This window comes from Bifidobacterium myosotis, from assembly GCF_002259745.1.
GTDB lineage: Bacteria > Actinomycetota > Actinomycetes > Actinomycetales > Bifidobacteriaceae > Bifidobacterium > Bifidobacterium myosotis.
The window spans coordinates 15912-33522 of record NZ_MWWW01000003.1; the positions used below are offsets into that span (position 1 = coordinate 15912).

The following is a 17611-nucleotide window of genomic DNA, read 5'->3' on the forward strand; positions in this document are numbered from 1 at the left end:
AAAGGCAGGTCCATGAATGCCCGCCGAGTCTCATTCTTTCAAATCGTCTTCAACCCGCCGACCATGTCCGACTGTCATTCAGCCCGCATTCGGACGAATCTTCGATGTCGATGTCCGAGCCTCGGAGCAAGGAATCAATAATCAGTAATGGATCAGTAATGCACGAACTGGAGCTTGGCCGCATCGGCTGCGCTGAACGTGCGATGGGAAATCACGCCCAGACCCTTGACGTTGGATTCGGAGACCTCGATGGAGCCGTCAGCGTTGATTTTCTCTAGCACGGCCACATGGCCGTAGACCGGATCGGAACCGGCCTGCCCCTGAGCGAACACCACGGCATCGCCCACATGGCGAGGAGTGTTGTCCACCCAGTACCCAAGGGCGGCGGCGGAATCGGCCCACTGGCCGCCATTGCCGAAGTTGCCGCTGGTGGGCAGCCCCAGCTCGGTGCGACGGTTGTAGGCATACCATGTGCACTGGCCCCACGGATAGTTGTTGCCGCTGGTGCCGGCGTCGTGGTTCGGGTTATAGCCGGCCGGCAGTGCGGCGCTGTCCTCATCCATGAGCACCGAGACCACCGGGTTGTTCGCGGTGTTGCGGTTCATGAGCTGGGTGTTGAGCGCGCTTTCGGAGTTGCTCAGGCCCCATCCGCCTTCGTTGGTGGACTGGGTGGCGACCGGTGAGGTGAGCTCGGTGCGGGCCTCGGAACGAGAGGCGCTGGACACATCGCTGACACGCTTGAGCTGAGTGGTCGTGGTGGCCGGATCGGCAAGCACCGGAGCTTCACCGTTCTGCGAAGCGAAGGCCATCGAAGTGGCCGCAGTGCCCACCAAGGCGGCGAGGGAGGCCGAAGCCAGAATATGGCTGCGGCGTTCAGCCGCGCGGGCGGCCTGACGAATGGAACGACGGGTCTGCGGTGCGATCTCGTTGATCTTCTCGGCGACCGCGGGGTCAAGCCCCAGAACCATGGCATCGCCGCCTGCGGCCTGCACCGCACGCACCGCACGCACGGAATGCGAACCTTTGCCGGAGGCGAAGAGCGCCTTCGCTAAGCTGAACTTCTGGTGTGAGACCTTGGTCGCTTTATGCGAGGCGTGCTTCATAACTCATAACTCCTTGGATGGGCTCGAACGCCCCTTCGTGGGGGCGTCACCGTACCGTCACAATTGCCCACTGTACAACGCCCACGGGTCAACCGGCAAACCATTACGGGACCATCCGGGGTCAGCTACGGCGTGTCCTCGGTCATCCATGATTTATACGCCACCCATCGAACGGCAAGTGTTTCACAAGACGTTTCACGAGTTTTCCCCAGTATTCTCCCGGTTTCAGGCCCGCCTGTCGCTCCTCGCGAACCCGCGCACGGACGGCCCGGCACCCGCATGATGCGCCTTGAACGCCGTGCTATACGCATTCCTTATGGAACGCTATCCGCGCGAGTCCTTCACATTTACCGCGTCCATCCGTCGGTGCCGGCTCCCCGCCTCATTCCGTTCACCGTGGACGCGTTCCCGCAGCGCCGCTCCGTCGGCACCGACTCCTGACCATGCCTGCTCAATCTAATAGCCGATAATCGGGAAATCTGCGCATTCGCGCCCGGCACTGGCTACCCTTGAAGCCATGACAGTGACTGTGAACATCCCCGAATCATTGAAGCCCGAAGACGGACGCTTCGGCTCCGGCCCCAGCAAAATCCGTCCCGAACAGATTGCCGCAATCGACGCCGGCGCCACCACGCTGATGGGCACCTCCCACCGCCAAAGCCCGGTCAAGCAGGTGGTCGGCTCCATCCGCGAGGGACTGGCCGAATTCTTCCATCTGCCCGATGGCTACGAGGTGGCTCTGGGCAACGGCGGCGCCAGCGCGTTCTGGGAGATCGCCTGCGCCTCGCTCATCACCCGTCAGGCCGCCTTCGGCTCGTACGGCTCGTTCAGCGCCAAATTCGCCGCCTCCGCCGCGAACGCGCCGTTCCTCGAGCGCCCCATTATCTTTGAAGGCGAGCCCGGCACCTACCGTCTGCCCGAGCTCACCGAAGGCGTGGATACCTACTGCTGGGCCCACAATGAGACCTCCACCGGCGTCGCCGCGCCGATTCGCCGCGTGCCCGGTAGCCGTGAGGCCGGCGCGCTGACCGTCATCGATGGCACCAGCGCGGCAGGCGCCCTGCCCCTCGACATCACCCAGACCGACGTGTATTACTTCTCCCCGCAGAAGGCGTTCGGCTCCGACGGCGGATTGTGGGTCGCGGTGCTCTCTCCCGAGGCCATCGAACGCGCCGCCGGCGTGGAGTCCAGCGCCCATCTTGAGGGGGCGCGCCGCTGGGTACCGCCGTTCCTTTCGCTGACGACCGCACTGAACAACTCGCGTAAGGACCAGACGCTGAACACCCCGGCAGTCGCCACCCTCATCATGATGGCGAACCAGATCGAATGGCTCAACAACAACGGCGGTCTGGACTGGGCGGCCGCACGCTGCGCCAAGTCCGCTTCCATCCTGTACTCGTGGGCGGAACGCTCGCAGTACGCGCAGCCGTTCGTCACGGACCCGGACGCCCGGTCGCATTCGGTGGTCACCATCGATCTGGACGAGCGCGTGCAGGCAAGCCAGGTTCTGGCCGTCCTGCGCGAAAACGGCATCGTGGACGCCGCAGGCTACCGCAAGCTGGGCCGCAACCAGCTGCGCGTCGGCGTGTTCCCGTCGGTGGAGCCGTCCGATGTGATCGCGTTCACCAAGTGCGTGGATTACGTGGTCGAGCATCTGCAGTAATCGGCTGTTGACCGACCTTTTTACTACAGTACTGACTATGAAATTCGCGCCCATCATCGACCCAGCGGTCCGCAAGCCTGCCCCCAAACCGGTACGCGTGGACTTGCGCAAGGTATTCGGCATTGGAACCGGCCTGTGGACCGTGGCGCTCATCGTCTCGCTGGTGTTGCTCGTACTGCATTACGACACGGTGTCATTCGTGATTCTGTGCGCTGCCGGCGTGATCATCGGGGTGCTCATGCTGATCTGGGAGTACTTCGACCGCTGGGACTACCGACGGCTGGGACAGTAAGCCGCAACTATGGATAAGACGCCCGCATCGGGCCGCCCGCGTTGGTCACTGTGCCAACGGCAGCGTCAGGCTGAACGTACTGCCCTGACCGGGCGCGCTCCACACGGTGATGTCGCCGTGATGCGTGAGCGCGACGTGCTTGGCGATGGCAAGTCCGAGTCCCACGCCGTCCGCGGTGCGCGCATTCTGATCGGCGCCGCGGTAGAAGCGCTCGAAGATGCGCGATTGGGCCTTCTTGTCGATGCCGGCACCGTGATCGATCACCCGAATCACCGCACTGTCCCCGCCCTTGGACCTGGTCACGGACACACCCACCGCGCCGCCTTCGGGCGAATAGCCGATGGCGTTCTCGACGAGCTTGGTCACGGCACTGTCAATCTGGCCGCCTTCGTCATTGACCACCAGATCGGCGTCGCCGGATACGGTCAGTCCGACGCCGAAGCGATCGGCCTGCGGCTGCAAACGCTCCACCGTCTCACGGACCTGATCCAGCAACGGCAGCCGGTTGGCCGAGGACGGCGTGATCGGCTCCTGTGCACGGATGAGCAGCAGCAGATCGGAAACCATGTGGTTGAGCTTGTCGCAGCTCGACCGCACCTGCCGAGCGTCCCGCGCGATCTGCTGCCCATCAAGCTCGCCCTTCTCAAGCTCATCGGCGAGCTTCCCCAGCGCCTCGGTGGGGCCGAGCAACTGTTCGGACACATTGATGATGAACGCATCACGCACCTGCGCGAAGCGAATCGCGTCGCTGACGTCATTGACCAGCACGATGACGAAGCGGTCATCGATGCGGCCGACCGTCACCTTCAGCCAGTTCGGTCGGCTGGAAGTCCGGGATTCGACGTGCTCGGCGCGGTTGGCTTCCGCCACATACCGTTGCGGCGTTGTGGTCGTCAGGTCGAAAAGGCGTTTGCCTCCGGAGCGGCGGGCCTCATGCACCGCGTCAAGCACCGTCCGATCCACGATGGCGTCGTCGGCCACCACGCCCAAGCGATAGGCGTCCGGGCTCGAGCGGACCACTTCGTCGTTGGCATCCACCACGATCGACACACCGGGCATCATCGACAGCAGCGTGGCCGCCTCGTCGGGCAGATCATCCCCGTCATCGGCGGAGGAATGGCCGCGGAAGCCGGCAATCCGGACGCGGCCGGTGGCCATCCCCAACACCAACGCCACCACGATGGCCACGAACAGGACGGCGGCGGCAACCAGCGCCACAGCAACGGGAATCGACATCAGGGTCATGGGTCCATTCTCCCACACCGCGCGGCACGCCGAGAACATGAATTGCAAGTGAACAACCCAATGAACAATGAAACAACTTGAGGTTGCTATTGCCTACGTTGAAGTAGGGCGAGAAAGCTGGAATAATACACTGAGAGAGGTTGCAATACCAAAGCATGAAAGGCTAGAGAAATGCGCGTTATTTTCAACGAGGAGCTGAAGCAGGTTGCTGACGACCTCGACCGCATGGCGCAGGATGTGCGTAAGGCGATCAATGGCGCCGGCGAGGCTTTGCTCAAGCAGGACGTCGAGGCCGCACAGACCGTCATCGACGGCGACATCGAGATCGATGCCCTTGAGTCCTCCATCATCGACCAGTGCGTCCGTCTGCTCGCCAAGCAGAACCCGGTGGCCACTGACCTTCGCGTTGTGGTGTCCACGCTGCGTCTGGCTTCCACCTTCGAGCGTATGGGCGATCTCGCTCGTCACGTTGCCGAAGGCGCCCGCCGCACCTACCCGGCCTCCCCGCTGCCTGAAGAAGCGCAGCCGGTGTTCGCCGAGATGCTCGAATTCCTGAGCGACACCGCCGACCAGCTCATCGCTATGCTGTCCGACCGCGACGCCAAGACCGCCGAGCACATCATCCTCAACGATGACAAGCTCGACGAACTGCACCACAAGACCTTCGAGCTGGCTCTGTCCGACGGCATCACCCGTCAGCAGACCGTGGACATCGTGCTTCTGGGCCGCTTCCTCGAGCGTCTCGGCGATCACGCCGTCTCCGCCGCCCGTCGCGTGGTGTACATCGTCTCCGGCTTCGATCCGTCCAAGAAGCCTGCCCGCGATGAGGAAGGCGCCATCGAGTAAGACTCGAGCGAGTTCGGCGCGTCAACGCTGATCTGCGAAACACCGGGGATACGGGTATCGCAGTGATGGTGGCGATTGGCACGTCGGCATGATGCTTATCCCCTCGGGGATGCCTGAAACGGCGATCCGGCTACGGCTGGGCGCCGTTTTCTTATGCCTTGTGCACGGTGGCACGCTGCTACGCAACAATGGTGACACGGCAGCGCGGGAAATACCCCCACGGTGTAGGGAACTTCCCATCGTGTAGGGATGCCCACATGGGCCATGTCGTGTTTTCCGCGGAATACAGCCATTTTCGTTCCCTACACGGTGGGGCAATCCCTACATCATGGGAAGTTCCCTACATGGTGGGAAGTTCTCTACATGGTGGACGTACGAAAAACACTTGTGGCCCCACTTATGCGACAAGGGGAGCCGCACGGATGGGTGCGACTCCCCTTGTGAGTATTGCTGTTATCGCGCTTATGCACGTATGACGTGACGGACTACGCCGCCAACATCACTTCTGGCCCTGAGCGGCGACGGCGGCGGCACCGGCGGCGGCGGCCTCCGGGTCCAGGTACTCGCCACGCGGCTTGATCGGCTTGAAGTCCTCGTCCAGCTCGTACAGCAGCGGGATGGCGGTCGGGATGTTGACCTTGGCAATCTCCTCCTCGGTCAGGTTGTCAAGCATCTTGACAATGGCACGCAGGGAGTTGCCGTGAGCGGCGATCAGCACGGTCTTGCCGGCGCGCAGCTGCGGCTCGATGTCGGACTTGAAGTACGGCTCGACACGCTTGACTACATCGGCCAGGCACTCGGCTTCCGGAACCGGGTCGCCGGTGTAGCGCGGGTCGTGGTTCTGGGCGTACTGATCGTCCGGGTCGATCTCGGGCGGCGGGGTGGCGTAAGAACGACGCCACAGCATGAACTTCTCGTCACCGTACTCCTGACGGATCTCGGTCTTGTTCTTGCCCTGCAGAGCGCCGTAGTGACGCTCGTTGAGACGCCAGCTGCGCTCGACCGGAATCCACAGACGATCGGCGGCGTCCAGCGCGAGGTTGGCGGTGTTGATGGCACGACGCAGCAGCGAGGTGAAGACGATGTCCGGCAGGACGTTCTTCTCCTTGAGCAGCTCGCCGCCGTGCTTGGCCTCAGCCTCACCCTGCTCGGTCAGCGGGACGTCGACCCAGCCGGTGAACTGATTGGTTTTGTTCCATGCGCTCTGTCCATGACGGAGCAGTACTAGTTTGTAAGTCATACGGCCAGTCTACCGCCCGATGCGCCCAAACACGAGCATCCATCTTATGTTTTGCGCATCGTTTGGATAACGGTTACCGGACACCGGTTATCGAACTTCGGTTACCAGACATCGGCACCGAACATGGAATGAGGATTCGCTCACCGAACACCCGGCAGTATATGACGATGCCAGCCGCATCATTATTACATCACCAGTGCGGATACGACCACGACCACGGCGAAAAACGACGTTTGGAAGCCCGCATCGTTGAACGCGGTACAGAACCGGCGCTTCGGCACGCTCAGAATCATGCGAACCGGCACGCCCACGCCGGAGATCAGCAACACCGCGCCCCACGGCATCCATAGGGCCATGCAGACGAAGGCACCGATCATCCAGGCGATGACACAGCAGACCGTCAGCAGGATGCCGGCGTTATGCTCGCCCAACCGCACCGCAAGTGTGCGTTTGCCGTGTTCCCGGTCCTCTTCTACGTCGCGCAGGTTATTGATCATCAGCAGCATCACGGCGTTGAGCCCGCAGCACACGGCAGCCGCCACGCCCATGCCTTCCACCGTACCGGACAAGGCGTATTCGGTGCCCAATACTGCGGCAAGACCGAAGAACAGGAAGACGCCGAGTTCACCGAACCCCGCATATCCATAGGGATGCCTGCCGCCCGTATAGAACCAGCCGGCCACTAGACTCAGCGCCCCCACCGCCAGCAGCCACCACCCCTGGGAGATCAGCACCGCCGCCAAACCGCAGACGCAGGCAAGAGCGGCCGCGCTGCCGGCCGCCATCAGCACTTGTTTCGGCGGCACGCCGGAGGCGACCAGCCGCTGCGGCTTGGCGCCACGGCCCCGGACTTGGCCTGCGTCCCACTGCGCGAGTTCCTCCTTATCCCGCCCGGCATCGACGCCGCGGATGCCGTCGGAGTAGTCATTGGCATAGTTCACGGCGATTTGGAAAAGCAACGCCACCAGCACGCAGAGGGCGAACACTGGCCAAAAGCGGCCCAGCAGCACTGACTGCTGCGCTCGGTTCGCCGTGCATTCAGCCGGTTCCGGGTTGATCTCGATGCAGGTGCCCAACTGTGTGAGGCGCACGTAAGCCATCGCCGCGCCGACCAGCACCGGCGCAATTGACGCCGGCCAGGTCTTCGGCCGTGCACCGGCAAACCACAATCGAATGTTCATGCTGTCCAGCATACTTCGCAGCGAATCCGCCATACGCGCAGAAACGTGTGCGCACGCGCGACGCATGTCACGCATGTCTCCGGCATCGATGCGGGAGACCGGCATGCGCATGATGTACATCCACAGGGAAGCCATCGCATGCCCTAGAAGGCAACGGGCCTTCCATGACCGGCCCACCATGACCGTTCCATACGACGTCGCGCATGCGATGCGTGGCACGGACGGCAAGTACGCGAGCCGACGAGGACACGCGCACTTACCAAGTGTTCCGTTGCTTTCCCTGTGTATGTGCGCGGCATGTTCGCCGGACCGCTCACATACACAGGGAACCGCGATCAGTCAATCAATCAATCAGATAATCAATCCGATAGCCAATCAGGCAGCCGACGAATCAACCCGATCAGCCTGTTCGGCAACACCGATCAAAAACCGATGAATCAGGCGACCAGCGGCTTGACCAGCGGGAAGGTGATAGTTTCGCGAATCGTCGCACCGGTCAGGGCGATGAGCAGTCGGTCGATGCCCATGCCCATGCCACCTGCCGGCGGCATGCCCACGCCGAGAGCCTCGAGGAAGTCCTCGTCGATGTCGCAGGCCTCCTCGTCGCCGGCGAGCGCGTCCTTGGCCTGGGCCACGAAACGCTCGCGCTGCACCACCGGGTCGTTGAGCTCGGAGTAGCCGGTGGCCAGCTCGAAGCCGCGCACATAGAGATCCCACTTCTCCACCACGCCGGGCTTGGTGCGGTGACCCTTGACGAGTGGCGAGGTCTCGACCGGGAAGTCGCGCACGAAGGTGGGCTCGTAGAGCTTGTCCTCGTAGAAGTGCTCCCACAGGTGCTCGACGAGCTTGCCGTGGTTCTCCACGTCGTCACGCTCAACGCCGAGCTTGTCGGCGATCTCGCCGAGATGCTCCACGGAGGTGCCGGGGTGCTCCGGGCCGCCGTTGGGCACGATCTCCTCGCCCAGCGCCTCGGACAGGGAGTCGTACATGCTGATGGTCTTCCATTCGCCGCCGAAGTCGTATTCGGTGCCGTCCAGCAGCGTGACCTTGTGCGAGCCGTAGACGTCCATGGCGGTCTTCTGCACCAGCTCCTTGACCAGCTGGCCGATGGAGTCGTAGGTGCCGTAGGCCTGATAGGCCTCGACCATCGTGAACTCGGGGGCGTGGGTGGCGTCCACGCCCTCGTTGCGGAAGTCGCGGTTGATCTCGAACACGCGGTCGATGCCGCCCACGAGGCAACGCTTAAGGAACAGTTCCGGTGCGATGCGCAGGTAGAGGTCCAGGTCGAAAGCGTTCATGTGCGTGGTGAACGGACGGGCCGCCGCACCGCCGTGGATGGTCTGCAGCATAGGGGTCTCGACCTCGAGGAAGTCGTGGCTCGCGAAGGTGTGGCGCAGGGAGGCCACGGCCTTGGAGCGGTTGCGCACCATGTTACGGACCTTCTCGTCGGCGATCATCGCGACGTACGGCTTGCGGGTGCGGGTGTCGTCGTTGAGCTCCTTGTGCAGCGCCGGCAGCGGCTGCAGGGCCTTGGACGCGATGGCCCATTCGGTGGCGAACACCGACAGCTCGCCGGTCTTGGAGGAGATCACACGGCCCTTGAGATACAGGTGATCGCCGAGATCCACCAGCTGCTTGAACTGCTTGAGGGAATCGGCGCCGATCTCCTTCTTGGAGATCATGCCCTGAATCTTGGTGCCGTCGCCTGCGGAGAGCTGCACGAAGTTGAGGCCGCCGGCGTTACGGATGAACAGCACGCGACCGGCGATGCCGACCATGTCCTCGGTCTCCTCACCGGGCTCGAGCTTGCCGTCGTACTTGGCGCGCACGCCCTCGATGGTGTCGGTGACGTCCAGATGCACCGGGTAGGGGGCGATGCCCGCCTCGAGCATCATGGCACGCTTGGCCACGCGCATCTGCACCTGCTCGGGGTGCGCGAGCGGGCCGAACTCCTTGTTGGAGGGGTCCACGGTCTCCTCCAGCGTTGCGCCGGACTTGATCTTCTCGTAAATGGCGGCATCCTGCTGGAGCAGCATCTCCGCACGCTCGACGGTGCTCATTTGCGGCACAGCCGGGGTCTCGTTCTCGGTATTCTCGGTGTTTTCAGTGTTTTCGACAACTTCAGCCATGGTTCTTCAGTGTACGCAAGGCCGGCGAATTATCCTCCGCGCTCTATGGCTGGGGCGCGGGCGGCGCACGGGCTGGCTTCATACCACCCCATACCGCGTCTCCACACATCCCTGATTCAGTGGCCCGCCGTTCTCTGGGACCGGTGACCCGTTCCCCCGAGCTGACGAATCCATATCTACGCCATCACCATCATTTTCCTGTATCGCACCGTTCCCCCAGGCTGATTCACACCGGGCAGGTTCAGGCCGGCAACCCATATCAACGGCACAATCGGACCGCTCGACAAACACCATCGACAACACCATCGGACCGCGGGTTCAAATCCCGCCAGCCCGACAACCCACCCAATAACCCACTCTCCTCTGGTTTCCCCACAGACCACTAACGCCAAAACGGCGGAATTCCGGGCGACACTCCGTAGTTGCGCAGGAAAGCGGGTTCGTTGTACTATATCGGACGTTGCCAAACGGGCTGTAGCGCAGCTTGGTAGCGCGCTTCGTTCGGGACGAAGAGGCCGCGGGTTCAAATCCCGCCAGCCCGACAACTCAAACCGGATTGCTGGTTCCCAGCAGTCCGGTTTTTCGTTTTACCAGCCAGCACAGTCAAGGATCACAATGCAGGGAATGCACGGCAGAATACATGACTGTCGGTTCTCGACGGTTCGGTGTCGGTTTACGACGGTTCGGTGTCGGATTTCGACAGTTGACTGTCGGATTTCGTACGAAATATGTACGAGAACCGACAGTCTTACGACGAAAACCGACAGTGTTGGAACGAGAACCGACACCGAGGCGTCGAAATCCGACAGTCAAGCGAATCTTGGGACCCTAGAACCCCCGGAACCTTGGAACCCCGGAACCCCCGGAACCTTGGAACCCCCGGAACCTTGGAACCCCGGAACCTTGGAACCATCCCGCAGCCCCAGACCCTGACACCCCGCCCGCCAACTCGTCCCAGCAACCCATCCCGGCAGCACGGCCCGGTACTCCTCCTCCGAAATCGGGGTGAATAACGGGGGTTTGGCGCAGCAGACGCCATTTTGTTGGCGGACAGCCGTATCATGTGCTCGAATCAATCGCCATATCATTCGTTGGCGTCATACACCATGAGTCCATGACACCCCTGAGGAAACTATGAAGAAAAGCTTGCTTGCGTTGGCTGCGGGTGCGTTCATCCTGGGCGCGGCCGAATTCGTGATGATGGGTATCCTGCCCCAGGCCGCCACCGCCACCGGCGTGGATATCCCCACCGCCGGCCATTACATCTCCTCATATGCGATAGGCGTGTGCTTCGGCACGCTGATCCTCGTCTTCGGCCGCAAGGTGCCACCGAAGAACCTCATCATCCTGTTCATGGCGATCGCGATGATCGGCAATGCGATGAGCGCGCTGTCCGTGAACGCCGCGATGCTGCTGGCCGCTCGGTTCATCTCCGGCCTGCCCCATGGCGCGTTCTTCGGAACCGCGACCCTCATCGCCAAGACCCTCGCCGAGAAGGGCAAGGAAGCACAGGCCGTTTCGGTGATGGTGACCGGCCAGACCGTCGCCAACATGCTCGGCGTGCCCGCCGGCACCCTGATGGCCGAATTTCTGTCCTGGCGACTCGCCTTCGGCATTCTCGCCGCATGGGCCGCGATGACCATTGTGCTCACCCTGGTATGGATTCCATTCGTGCCGCCGATCAAGGACGCCGGCATCGCCGGGCAGTTCCGCTTCCTCACCCGTCGCGGCCCGTGGGTGATTCTCGCGGCCGTGTTCACCGGTAACGCCGGCGTGTTCTGCTGGTGGAGCTACGTCTCCCCGTGGCTGCAGAAGTCCGGCGGCTGGTCCGCTTCGCTGGTACCGCTGCTGATGATGCTCGCCGGATTCGGCATGGTCGTCGGCGGCCTGGTCGGCGGGCGCATCACCGATCGCTGGCGTCACGCCGGCACCGCCGCACTCGGTCAGGCCGTCTCATGCATCGGTCTGATCATGGTGTTCCTGGTCCCCGGCAATATGGTCACCACCGCCATCCTCACCTTCTGGATTGCGTTCGGGCTGTTCTTCATCTCCGCACCCCAGCAGCTGCTGATGACCGAAGCCGGTCAGGGCGGCGGTGAACTCATCGCAGGCGCCGCAGTGCAGGTGGCCTTCAATTTCGGCAACGCCGTGGGCTCCATGGTGGGCGGCGCGATGCTCAATGGCTTCGATATGCAGTACCGGTTCACCGGTCTGGGCGGCGTCCCGCTCGCACTCACGGCCGTAGCGTTGCTCGCCTTCTATTCGTGGCGATGCGAAACCGATACCGAGGCCATCCACCGTATGCGCGAGATCAAGGTGGACTAGGGGCCTCGCGTTCCGCCGGACGGCCTGTGTCCGTTCATCCCAATCGCCTGTGAGAGGTAGCTCACAGGCGATTTTTCGTAGACGGCCAACGTCGCGGTCCGGCAATGGACCATGCAGCCCATAGACTGATAGCAGCATGGTTCAAGGAGGTACATATGGCTGACGAAGAGGCGTTGCTCAGGCAATTCGCCGCACAATTCGAGCATGGTTCGGGCGCGGGTGACATCACGGACGTTGACGGGATCGGAGGCGTGACGGGCGATGACCCGGACCTGGCCGAGGACCTGGACGCCGGCGACGACTACGACAGCGCCGACTCAACCGACAACGAACCACCCGCCACTTTCGACGTCAATGAGTTCCTAAAAGGACTGGACGCCATCTTCGAGCGTCATGCGGCCGCCACGAAGGCCGGCCCGTATCTTGAACAGGCACTGGTGGACGCGGAGAACGCGGGCGACGCGGCGGGCCTGCTCACCGTGCTCAACGAGACGATGGGCTTCTACCGCTCACAGGGACGCCATCAGGAGAACCAGTGGATAGTCCAGCGAGCGCTGGAGCTTGCCGCACGCATGGGCCTGACCACCGGCACATCCGAAGCCTGGGCTACCACACTTATCAACTGCGCCACCGCGATGCGTGCGGCCAAGCAGTACGATCAGGCCGAGGACCTGTACCACCAGGCGCAGGATGTGTGCCGCCGCGCCTACTCCCCCACCGACCGCAGGCTTGCGGCCCTGCACAACAACCTGTCCATGCTCTATAGCGAGACCGGGCGGCAGGACAAGGCCGAAACCGAGCTGCGCGAGGCGTTGCGCATCGTCGAGGCGTCAAGCGTCAACCCGGACGCGGATATCGATGTGGCCAGCTCGCACACCAACCTGGCTTTGACGCTGCTCGCCGAACACAAGCTGGAAGACGCCCACTGGCATGCGGCCAAGTCCCTGGAGATCTATGCGACCGGTCATCTGGAGCATTCCGCACACTACGCCTCCGCGCTGGCCGGTTTCGCGCAGGTGTGCTTCGCGGAAGGACGCTACGCGGACGCCGTGAACGGCTATCGGCGCGCCCTCGCCGTGATTGAGGAATGCTACGGACAGGACACGGATTACTGGCGCATCACCGAGTCGAACCTGCGCGAAGCCGAAGCGAAAGCGGCAGCGGAGTCGGCAGCGACAGCGTCGGCATCGGCGTCAGCGGACGGGGCTGCGGTGGATGACCTCGCCGCAGGCGGCACCACAACCCCCTCGACCGCCGCACTCGGCGACGCATCCGTCTGCCCGGTGTCCGGGCTGAAACTGGCCCGCGCGTTCTGGAACCAGGTAGGCAAGCCGATGATCTTGGCGAAATACCCGGCGTACGCGGGCCGTATCGCCGCCGGCTTGGTCGGCCACGGGTCCGAATGCTACGGATTCGACGACGCGTACTCGCAGGACCACGACTTCGGCCCGCGCTTCTGCCTGTGGCTGACGGATGAGGACCACGCGGCCATCGGAGACCGCCTGCAGGCCGACTATGAGGCGCTGCCACGCGAGTTCCGCGTGGACGGACAGGGTGGCATCGTCTTCAGCGCAGCAACGACGGCGGACGACGACATGCCGGCTCCTTCAGACGGTCGCACTGCGCCTGCCGCACCGGGGACCAATGCGGACACGCGCGATGCATCATCATCGCGTGCGGCATCACCGGACGAGGCGTCACTGGACGCAGCATCACCGGATGCCTCGAATGGCGACGATTCAAGCCCGACGTCCGGCGCAACCGCGCCGTTCTCCCCCCTCACCCCGCGTGCGCAGGGCGAGGGCCGCCGCGACGGCGTGTTCCGCATCGGCGACTTCTTCACATCAATCACCGGCTATGCGGCCGCCCCGGCATCGGATGCGCCGCACGAATGGCTCATGCTGGACGAGGCGACATTAGCCGCCGCGACCAACGGCGAGGTGTTCGCCGACCCGCTCGGCCTGTTTTCCAAGACCCGTCAGGGATTCAAGGACATGCCCGACGACGTGCGTCTGGCACTCGTCTCCAAGCGGCTTGGCATGATCGCGCAGGCCGGTCAATACAACCTGCCTCGATCCCTCAAGCGCGGCGATGGCGCGGCGGCGTGGCTGTCCATCCATGAATTCGTGAATGCCACTGCGTCATTGGTGTTCCTCATCAACGTGCCGATGGTGGCGGGATACATGCCGTACTACAAGTGGCAGTTCGCGGCGTTGCGCAAGTTGTCCGGGTCGATGTTTGCGCTGTTGCCCGATATCTGCGGCAAGCTGGAGACCGTGATGCGACTCAGCTCCGCGGCCTGCTACGGAGGCGCCGGCTTCGGCGAAGGTGGCAAAGGCTCCGCGCCGGCGATCGAACGCATCAACGGTTTGGTGGAGGAGATTGCGGCCGCCATCGTCAAGGAGCTGCGCCGCGAGCGCCTGACCACGTCCGACGAGACCTTCCTGGAATGGCAACGCCCGTATATCGAGGAGCACATTACCTCCGACGACCCAGTGCTCAGGAGCCTGTGAAACGGGCTGCCGATATTCCATGCGCCGGGCATTCAACTTGGTAATACCCTGCGTCAGCAGTTTGCTTATGTCAGAGGAGCCGCCCCGGCGTGTCCGGCAGCTCGCCGCTCATGACTCAGCTCCCCTTGTCAGGACGTTGCCTGCAAACAGACCCGCGGTTGACATCACGGCAACATCCCGACAATGGGAAACCCAAAGCAACAACATATTCACGCCTCTCAGGCATGATGAACGCATAATCGATGGAAGCAAAGGAGCAAGGATGACCGTCGAGCAGAAGACCGGTGCAGGTCCGGACGAACACAACGAGCTGCGTGAGACCATCGTGCGCCACGAATGGGACCAGTTCCAGCGCACCAACAACGAGGGCGGCCGCGCGGCCTGCCAAGGCAACTGGCCGGTATTCCACCAGATGAGGTTGGCCCAGTTCCTGACCTGGGAGCGGCCGTTGCTGGAATCCTATGCGTCCGATTTGGACGAATCCGACCGGGTGGGCCGCAATCTCATCACCGAGAAGTACGGCCGTATGATGGCTTCCACCGCGCCTGAGGAGTTTGCGCGGAACATCGAGCCATACATCCCGCGTCTGCGCGCCGACCGGGTGGACCGTCAGGAGCGGGTCATCACGCAGCAGGTGGCATGGGCCGCTGATTTCCGCGCGCGTTATCCCCGTCTCGGCGAGGCGATGCGCGTGCTCACCACCGCGGAGGACACGACCAATGCCACCTCATTCGAGACCTATCTGCGCGGTGAGCTCGGAACCTACTCCGATGCCACTTTCGACCTGTACGAGGCAATGATTCTCGAGCGCGCGGCTGAAGATCCGCAACGCAACATCACCGAGGAAACGCTGCTCAATACGGTACGATTGGGCGGTTTCGAGAGTCTTGCGGAGGCCGAGGCGGCACAGTCGGCCCGGTAGCGGCGACGATATGACGATCGGCATACATGTACATATACGAAGACCCCGGCGAATATGCCGGGGCCTTCGTATACGCGCTATCGGCGAATCACTCAGCCAAGGATGGCGAGCACGTCGCGGGCACCGATGATGAGGTAGTCCTCACCCTCGTAGTGCACTTCAGTGCCGCCGTACTTGGAGTACAGCACCTTGTCGCCGACCTTGACGTCCATCGGGATACGCTCGCCCTTGTCGTCGCGACGGCCCGGGCCAACGGCCAGCACTTCACCCTGCTGCGGCTTCTCCTTGGCGTTGTCCGGAATGTACAGACCGGACGCGGTCTGGGTCTCGGCTTCGGCCTGCTTGACGATGATCTTGTCTTCCAACGGTGTGAGCTTAATCGACACTGTGGGTCACCTCGTATCTGCTTGTAGTTCAGTTCGATAATGCCGCGCCAGAACGTCTCAAGAGGCTGACGATCACTTGCGTTGTCCCTTTGCGCTAGGACACATGGTAGCGCGATTGTTAGCACTCTGCCAACTTGAGTGCTAACGCTGTGAGAGAAAAATCGGGAAACGCGTGCATGCGACGCGCACACACACAACGCACACAATGCACGCACACACATGCAGACGCGCGCACGCAACGCCCGAACGCAGACGCACACGCAACGCACATAGCAACGAGGCTCCCCTCCACTCGAGGGAAGCCTCTCACAGCACCGCCGACCGATGCGGCACAATCATGCGCTCTAATTGCCGCGACGAGCCATGATGGAATCAAGGCCGACGCTCAACGACTCGGACGTGGCGTCCGGCGCCTCCACTTCGGCATGCTGCTCGGATTCGTGGAACGCGGCCTGCTTGGCAGCCTCCTGCGCCTCCTTGGCACGGGTGTCCTCGGCTTCCTGCGCGGCCTGAGCCTCGCTCGCCGCCTTGGCGTCATCGGCGGCCTTGACCACCTTGGCCTCGTTGAGCAGCCGTTCCGCGGTCTCCGGTCCCACCGGCTCGGCCTTGGACACCTGCTTGGCGGATTGAATCTCACGGCTTTCCGGTTCGGGAGTGTTGCTCTCGTTACGCGCCGCCCCCAACGAGAAGGAAATAAGATCCTGAGAGGCGGTGGCCATATCGAACACGTCCAACGCACGGGCCGGGCGCACGGAGGCAAGCTCGGACGTGGCGTCATCCGGAACCTCGCCACGGTGCCCATCGCGCTCGTCACGTTCGTCGCGCATGGTCAGCGACGACTCAGCCGCCGTCGTCTGCTCCGCACCGTCACTCACATGCCCGGCGGAACCGGCGACCCCGGCACCGACCTGCGCGGCATCCGAGACATCGCCCCGGACCTCGGCAGCGGTGGCCGACTCCTGATTCGACCGAACTGTCTCCTGCCCCTCGGCGCGCGTCTCGCGCAACGCCTTAGCCCTGGCCTGTTCGATCTCCGCTTGGCGCAATGCACGGCGGATCTGACGCTGCTCCATCACCTCGGTGGCGGCCTCCCGGCGTGCTGCGGCATCCGTTCCGGCGGCACCATCACGCTCATCACGCTCATCACGACCACCTGCGACGGCCTTGGCCTGAGCCCGCGCCGTGGCAATCGCCCGCTCATGCGCGATCTTGGCGGCCTTGGACTTGCGCGCACGCTCACGCTCGACACGCGAAACCTTGGCCTCCCAGCGGCGTGCCTGGCTGGCGGCACGCGCCCCCATCGCCAGCACCGCCGCGAGCAACGCCAGCGGAATCAGCGTGAACAACGTGCTGAAGTGGAAGACCAGCGCAAGGACGAACACCACTACAGCCACGGCGGCCAGCCCGCCGGCAAGCAACTGACGGCGGCGAATGGCCGCGCGGCGCAACTCACGGACGTGGGCAATATGCTCAGGTGTCAGCCTTGCTGACGGTGATGATGCCGGCACTGGTGCCCCTTTCGCCTGATGCGGCTTGACGTCGCCGAATCGTGTGCCGCTCTCCGCCTCTACGATGTGGAGGGAGGGCGAGTACCGATCCTGCCGATGTTCGGTCGCTCGTTTCATGCCGTTGGCCGTGCGTACCGGTAGCCAGACGACGATGATGATCGCCACTATCACCAGCACGACGACCGTGCTTAGTGACTCGTAACCCATAGAGTCAAGAATAGGAGACCCACCGACGAACTTGGCGCTGCGCGTCCGGGC

12 protein-coding genes, 1 tRNA gene and 2 pseudogenes are annotated in these 17611 nt (G+C 63.1%); 8 read left to right on the top strand and 7 right to left on the bottom strand.

Annotated elements, in window-relative coordinates:
• Positions 1–152: 152 nt before the first annotated feature.
• The gene (locus BMYO_RS01420; RefSeq protein ID WP_094666820.1) at positions 153–1103 is read right to left on the bottom strand and encodes a CHAP domain-containing protein; all 951 of its coding nucleotides are present in this window, start codon (positions 1101–1103) and stop codon (positions 153–155) included.
• Positions 1104–1620: 517 nt separating this feature from the next.
• On the opposite strand from BMYO_RS01420, the gene serC reads away from it, so the two are divergent.
• Together serC and BMYO_RS01430 are read left to right on the top strand one after the other, a co-directional pair.
• Positions 1621–2766, top strand: coding sequence for a phosphoserine transaminase (gene serC, locus BMYO_RS01425; protein WP_094666821.1), 1146 nt, complete (start codon positions 1621–1623; stop codon positions 2764–2766).
• A gap of 37 nt (positions 2767–2803) precedes the next feature.
• A complete protein-coding gene (locus BMYO_RS01430) occupies positions 2804–3058 on the top strand; it encodes a DUF2530 domain-containing protein (RefSeq protein ID WP_140493570.1) in 255 nt (84 codons plus the stop codon).
• 45 nt (positions 3059–3103) lie between these two features.
• Here BMYO_RS01430 and BMYO_RS01435 read toward each other — a convergent pair whose 3' ends face one another.
• Entirely contained in the window at positions 3104–4303 is a 1200-nt protein-coding gene (locus tag BMYO_RS01435; RefSeq protein WP_094666822.1) for a sensor histidine kinase, read from the bottom strand.
• 171 nt (positions 4304–4474) lie between these two features.
• Between BMYO_RS01435 and phoU the strand changes: the two genes are divergently transcribed.
• Positions 4475–5149, top strand: coding sequence for a phosphate signaling complex protein PhoU (phoU, locus tag BMYO_RS01440; protein WP_094666823.1), 675 nt, complete (start codon positions 4475–4477; stop codon positions 5147–5149).
• 499 nt (positions 5150–5648) lie between these two features.
• Here phoU and BMYO_RS01445 read toward each other — a convergent pair whose 3' ends face one another.
• The 3 genes from BMYO_RS01445 to lysS form a co-directional block, all read right to left on the bottom strand.
• The gene (locus BMYO_RS01445) at positions 5649–6389 is read right to left on the bottom strand and encodes a phosphoglyceromutase (RefSeq protein WP_094666824.1); all 741 of its coding nucleotides are present in this window, start codon (positions 6387–6389) and stop codon (positions 5649–5651) included.
• 185 nt (positions 6390–6574) lie between these two features.
• Positions 6575–7570: a 1,4-dihydroxy-2-naphthoate octaprenyltransferase gene (gene menA / locus BMYO_RS01450; protein WP_094666857.1), complete on the bottom strand. Its 996-nt coding sequence runs from the start codon at positions 7568–7570 to the stop codon at positions 6575–6577.
• A 437-nt stretch (positions 7571–8007) separates the two neighbouring features.
• On the bottom strand, positions 8008–9699 hold the full coding sequence (gene lysS, locus BMYO_RS01455) for a lysine--tRNA ligase (RefSeq protein ID WP_094666825.1): 1692 nt from the start codon (positions 9697–9699) through the stop codon (positions 8008–8010).
• A 468-nt stretch (positions 9700–10167) separates the two neighbouring features.
• On the opposite strand from lysS, the gene BMYO_RS01460 reads away from it, so the two are divergent.
• The 5 genes and pseudogenes from BMYO_RS01460 (at position 10168) to BMYO_RS01475 (ending at position 15459) form a co-directional block, all read left to right on the top strand.
• Positions 10168–10241, top strand: a tRNA-Pro gene (locus tag BMYO_RS01460).
• A gap of 592 nt (positions 10242–10833) precedes the next feature.
• Positions 10834–12024 (top strand): MFS transporter, encoded by a 1191-nt coding sequence (locus BMYO_RS01465; protein WP_094666826.1) that lies wholly within the window; start codon positions 10834–10836, stop codon positions 12022–12024.
• Between the two features lie 155 nt (positions 12025–12179).
• A pseudogene (locus tag BMYO_RS12520) lies at positions 12180–13560 on the top strand (tetratricopeptide repeat protein); the annotation flags it as partial.
• Positions 13561–13787: 227 nt separating this feature from the next.
• A pseudogene (locus BMYO_RS12525) lies at positions 13788–14537 on the top strand (DUF4037 domain-containing protein); the annotation flags it as partial.
• 262 nt (positions 14538–14799) lie between these two features.
• Positions 14800–15459, top strand: coding sequence for a DUF4125 family protein (locus BMYO_RS01475; RefSeq protein WP_094666828.1), 660 nt, complete (start codon positions 14800–14802; stop codon positions 15457–15459).
• 92 nt (positions 15460–15551) lie between these two features.
• Here BMYO_RS01475 and groES read toward each other — a convergent pair whose 3' ends face one another.
• Both groES and BMYO_RS01485 read right to left on the bottom strand, forming a co-directional pair.
• Positions 15552–15845 (bottom strand): co-chaperone GroES, encoded by a 294-nt coding sequence (gene groES, locus BMYO_RS01480; protein WP_094666829.1) that lies wholly within the window; start codon positions 15843–15845, stop codon positions 15552–15554.
• A gap of 344 nt (positions 15846–16189) precedes the next feature.
• A complete protein-coding gene (locus BMYO_RS01485; protein ID WP_094666830.1) occupies positions 16190–17560 on the bottom strand; it encodes a hypothetical protein in 1371 nt (456 codons plus the stop codon).
• Positions 17561–17611: the final 51 nt, after the last annotated feature.

Coding starts and splice junctions, on each gene's coding strand:
- BMYO_RS01435 (WP_094666822.1), bottom strand. CDS start 4,303: ATGACCCTGATGTCGATTCCCGTTGCTGTGGCGCTGGTTGCCGCCGCC.
- lysS (WP_094666825.1), bottom strand. CDS start 9,699: ATGGCTGAAGTTGTCGAAAACACTGAAAACACCGAGAATACCGAGAAC.
- BMYO_RS01445 (WP_094666824.1), bottom strand. CDS start 6,389: ATGACTTACAAACTAGTACTGCTCCGTCATGGACAGAGCGCATGGAAC.
- BMYO_RS01485 (WP_094666830.1), bottom strand. CDS start 17,560: ATGGGTTACGAGTCACTAAGCACGGTCGTCGTGCTGGTGATAGTGGCG.
- BMYO_RS01430 (WP_140493570.1), top strand. CDS start 2,804: ATGAAATTCGCGCCCATCATCGACCCAGCGGTCCGCAAGCCTGCCCCC.
- BMYO_RS01465 (WP_094666826.1), top strand. CDS start 10,834: ATGAAGAAAAGCTTGCTTGCGTTGGCTGCGGGTGCGTTCATCCTGGGC.
- serC (WP_094666821.1), top strand. CDS start 1,621: ATGACAGTGACTGTGAACATCCCCGAATCATTGAAGCCCGAAGACGGA.
- BMYO_RS01420 (WP_094666820.1), bottom strand. CDS start 1,103: ATGAAGCACGCCTCGCATAAAGCGACCAAGGTCTCACACCAGAAGTTC.
- menA (WP_094666857.1), bottom strand. CDS start 7,570: ATGAACATTCGATTGTGGTTTGCCGGTGCACGGCCGAAGACCTGGCCG.
- BMYO_RS01475 (WP_094666828.1), top strand. CDS start 14,800: ATGACCGTCGAGCAGAAGACCGGTGCAGGTCCGGACGAACACAACGAG.
- phoU (WP_094666823.1), top strand. CDS start 4,475: ATGCGCGTTATTTTCAACGAGGAGCTGAAGCAGGTTGCTGACGACCTC.